This is a genomic window from Microbacterium sp., assembly GCF_011620715.1.
Lineage (GTDB): Bacteria > Actinomycetota > Actinomycetes > Actinomycetales > Microbacteriaceae > Microbacterium.
This window is the reverse complement of the sequence record NZ_WOYP01000021.1, coordinates 1-4,291: the sequence shown is the minus strand read 5'-3', so window position 1 is coordinate 4,291 and position 4,291 is coordinate 1. Positions and strand designations below refer to the sequence as shown.

General features: G+C 64.7%; 3 protein-coding genes and 1 pseudogene. 1 reads left to right on the top strand and 3 read right to left on the bottom strand.

The genetic code is table 11. From position 1 onward, the window contains the following. Nucleotides 1-199: pseudogene (locus QZV84_RS02220) on the top strand (prolipoprotein diacylglyceryl transferase); the annotation flags it as partial. Here the strand turns inward: QZV84_RS02220 and QZV84_RS02215 are convergent. From QZV84_RS02215 to QZV84_RS02205, 3 genes are all read right to left on the bottom strand, one after another. Continuing rightward, the gene (locus QZV84_RS02215; RefSeq protein WP_292824652.1) at nt 200-1,702 is read right to left on the bottom strand and encodes a multicopper oxidase family protein; all 1,503 of its coding nucleotides are present in this window, start codon (nt 1,700-1,702) and stop codon (nt 200-202) included. Nucleotides 1,703-2,083: 381 nt separating this feature from the next. Further along, nucleotides 2,084-2,782, bottom strand: a complete 699-nt coding sequence (locus tag QZV84_RS02210; RefSeq protein ID WP_292824650.1) for a TrkA family potassium uptake protein — start codon at nt 2,780-2,782, stop codon at nt 2,084-2,086. Beyond that, nucleotides 2,775-4,073, bottom strand: coding sequence for a potassium transporter TrkG (locus tag QZV84_RS02205; RefSeq protein WP_363331851.1), 1,299 nt, complete (start codon nt 4,071-4,073; stop codon nt 2,775-2,777). The genes QZV84_RS02210 and QZV84_RS02205 overlap by 8 nt, the downstream gene beginning before the upstream one ends. Nucleotides 4,074-4,291 lie beyond the last annotated feature (218 nt).

The following is a 4,291-nucleotide window of genomic DNA, read 5'->3' as shown; positions in this document are numbered from 1 at the left end:
CCTCGGGATTCCCGCGAATGTGTGGGCCTCGTTCGTCGCCATCGGTCTGGGCATCGCACTGATTGTGGTGCAAAGCCGACGGCACCCCGAACCCGAGACCTCCGTCTACCAAGAAGGACGGGAGCCGACGCCTGCACAGGTGCACGGTGCCCTCGACGATCACTCGGGAGCACCGGGGCCATCGCGGCCGGACGCATGATCACGCCGTGTTGATGACGCCCATCATTCCGAGGTCTTCGTGATCGAGGATGTGGCAGTGGTAGACGGTCTTGCCCTTCAGACCTGAGAAGGCGATCCGAACCACGGTGCTGGCGCCGGCGGGGACGGGTACGACATCGCGGTAGTCCGTGGGGGCGATGCCGACGCCGGCGACCTCGACGAGCTGCATGGGCCAGACGTGCAGATGGAAGGGGTGATCCATCGTGCTGGTGTTGACCAGTGTCCACTCCTCGAGCGCGTCATACTCGATCTCGGTGTCGATGCGGCCCTCGTCGAACTGCTTGCCGTCGATCGTGAACGCCATTCCCCCCATGCCCATGCCGCCGCCCATCGCGAGCGTCAGGGTGCGGCGGCTGGTCATCGGCTCGAGCCGAAGATCTCGTTTGGGGGGCAGCGGCGCGATCGCAGCGGTGCTGGATGCGGGAGCTCCGCTCACCGCGAATGTGGCCAGGTCAGCACCCGTGGTCGCACTGCTCGGTCCTCCGGCCCCGCCCATTCCTCCTGCCCCGCCCATTCCGCCTCGGTCGACAGGAAGAGTCCGAAGCACGGAGGTCCCGGCAACCGGGGTCACCAGGAGGTCTGCCCGGTTGCCGGGCAGGAGCTCCACCTCCTGAACGTCCACGGGCTCTGCATACTGGCCGGAATCGATGCCGAGCAGCTGAAGCTTCTGACCGTCCAATCGCAGGCGCAGGAAGCGCGAACTGCAGGCATTGACGATCCGCCAGCGCTCCACGGCTCCGGGCTGCGCGATCAGCGTGCCACCGGTTTGGCCGTTGACCATGACGATGTCACCTTCGCGTCCCAGCATCCGGTCCATCTGCGATGCCGCGCGCACGTTCCCATCGGCATCGAAAGCGATGTCGGAGATCACCAGGAGCCGTTCCCGAGTCGACTCGACAATCGGGTCGCCTTCGACGATGATCGCGCCGTACAGGCCGGCGAACAGCTGCTCGGCGACATGGCCGTGGTGATGCGGGTGGTACCAGAACACACCCGATGGGTGGTCGAGACCGAGCTGGTATTCGTAGTCGAAGCTGTCGCCCGGCGCGATCATCACGAACACGTTGTCGCTGTTGCCCTCGGGCGAGACGACGAGACCGTGAGTGTGAATGTTCGTCTCGGAGCCCAGCTCGTTGCGGACGGTGAGCGCGATCCGATCGCCGGGACGCACCCTGAGCGTCGGGCCTGGCAGGCTGCCGTTGTAGGTCAGCGCGCGAACCTGTGCTCCGGCTATCGTGACGTCGGTCATCGCCGCGGTGAGGGTGAGTTCGAGGAGGCCCCCTGAGCTGGAGAGAACTTCCGGCTCACGAAGGGTTCCCGTCGATTCGGATGCCGGGGGTGGCTCTGCGGGCGGGCTTGCCGTGGGCGCCGGGCTGACCGGTGCTCCCTGCAGCTGACTCCACAGAACGAGCCCGCCACCGACAGCTACGGCCGCACCCGTTGCACCGAGGATCAGGACGCCTCGCCGACTCAGCGGTTCCATGTTCGCTCCTTGCCCTGCTCAGAGTCCGGGTCGCGACGTGGTCGAAACCCGCGACTGCGACAACCGAGGCGGGCTTCGCCGGGCCATCTGGTTTGGACAGTACCCTCTCGCCGAGTGGCCCATCGGGACCTTCGTCCCGCCCGACAACGACCAGGCTTGCGCCTTTCAGGCACTTGCGGTGGCTGAGCCGGGCCGTCGGCTTTCGTCCTGGAACGGCAACGCCCTCACCGGGTGGTCGTGGCGTGATCAGCCGGCCTCGCCGCGTCGAAGATCCGGCATCGCCGCGGCGAGGATGAGGTCGTGTGGGAGAGGATAGGGGATTCGGATTCTCACTTTCTGAGCTGCGGGTAACCCGTTCTGTTTGGTCCGCGGCAGGCCCGTTCAGCGCAGTTGCGCGAACGCCTCGGCGTCCTTCGTGCGACCCACCACGAGGATCGTGTCGCCCGCGTCGAGAACGGTGTTGTAGTCCGCGTTCGTCCACGCCTGATCCGCGTGCTGGTAGGCGGCGATGGTGATCCGATGGCTTCGGCGGATGTTGGTCTCACCCAGGGCGACACCCTGGATCCGCTCCGGAGCAGGGGCCTTGACGAGGGCGTAGCCGGGCGCGACTTCGATGTAGTCGAGTGCAGCGCCGCGAACGAGGTGCGCGACGCGGCGGCCCATGTCCTTCTCGGGGTAGATGACGTGATGGACCCCGAGCTGCTCGAGAATCTGGCCGTGTCGGTCATCGACGGCCTTCGCCCAAATGATGGGGATCTTCATGCTCAGCAGCACCGAGCAGGTGAGGATGGACGCGGAGATGTCGCCGCCGATCGCGACGACCACCCGGTCGAACTCATCGATCGCGAGCTGGCTCAGCACTTCGACCCTTGTCGAGTCCGCGCGGACGACCTGGGTGAGTTCTCCGTTCAGCGATTGAACGAGCTCTTCATCCAGGTCTATTCCGAGTACCTCCGTGCCCGCGCGCATGAGTTCCAGCGCCAGCGCGCTGCCGAATCTGCCCAATCCGATGACGGCGACGGAGTCTGCCTCGGCGATGCGACGTGAGGTGTCGCCGGAGAAGAATGAGAACTTAGCCAATTGCCGGCCTCTCTTTCGGGAACTCGTAAAGGATGCGCCGCTCCCGCAGGGCGATCGCTGAACCCAGCGTCAGCGGACCGATCCGTCCGAGGAACATCAGCGCCACGACGACGATCTGTGCCGGTTCGGACAGGTTCGCCGTGATGCCTGTCGACAGGCCGACCGTCGCGAAAGCCGAGACGGTTTCGAAAAGCGCGTGGTCCAGCTCTTCACCGGTGAGGAACATGATCAGTCCCGCTCCGAAGACCACCGCAGCCAATGCGATGAGCACCACCGTGATCGCCTGACGGTGCACCGCACGGGAGAGTCGCTTGCCGAAGATGTTCACGGCCCCCTCACCGCGAAGCTCGGTCATCATGATGAAGAACAGCACGGCGAAAGTGGTGACCTTGATGCCGCCGGCAGTGCCCGCAGGTCCGCCGCCGATGAACATCAATACCTCCATGCCCAGCCACGTTTCATCGTGCATCGCGCCGATATCGACAGAATTGAATCCCGCGGTGCGCGTCTGGACCGACTGGAAGAATCCTGCCAGGACCCGAGACCAAGGATCCAGTGCGCCGAACGTGGCCGGATTGTTCCACTCGAGCAGGGTGATGTATGCGGTCCCGGCGGTCAGAAGCACGACCGTCGCCCACAACACGATCTTGGTATTCATCGACCAGTGCAGGGGGCGGCGGAACTCCTTGCGTAGCTGGAGCAGAACGGGAAATCCCAACCCGCCGACGATGATCGCCCCAGCGATGGGCAGACAGATGAACGGATCGTTGACGAACCCCATTAAGCTGTCGCTGTAGAGGGCGAAGCCCGCGTTGTTGAACGAGGAGACTGCGTGGAAGAGTGCGAACCACGATGCCTCGCCCAATGAGTACCCGTATCCCGCCAGGAAGCGGACGAACAGCATCCCGAACGTCACCGCTTCGACGATGAGCGAAGTCAGGACGATGCCGCGTGCTACGCCCCGGATATCGTCGAGGCCCACTGATTTCGCCTCGGCGGCCGTATTGAGCCGTGAGCGCACGGTGAATTTCCTCGCGAGAACAAGGCCGACCAGAGCCGCGAAGATCATGATTCCGAGTCCGCCGATCTGGATCAGAAGCAGAATCACGACCTGACCGAACGGCGACCAGAATGTCGGGGTGTCCACCACCGTCAGTCCTGTCACACACACCGCACTCGTGGAGGTGAACAGTGCCTGCACGAAGGTGGCACCGCCGGGACCCGACTTCGAGACCGGGAGCATCAGCATCGCCGTGCCCACCACAATCGCGAGCCCGAAACCGCCGGCCACAGCCTGGGCCGGATGAAGTCGAAAACGGGCCCGTAGCGGACGCGCCCGCTCGGTCCGTGACCGACGCCGGATGCTCACTGGGAAACTTTAGCGCCCGCGCCGCCTATCCACGCTGTCCGTCCGCAGTTGATCGTGCACACCCGGTGCTCCCTGGCACGAGCCTGAGCGGAGGATAGGGGATTCGAACCCCTGAGAGCTTTCACTCAACACGCTTTCCA

What these genes read in the sequence shown, in the direction of transcription:
- QZV84_RS02215 (WP_292824652.1), bottom strand. Translation starts at nt 1,702, where the DNA reads ATGGAACCGCTGAGTCGGCGAGGCGTCCTGATCCTCGGTGCAACGGGT.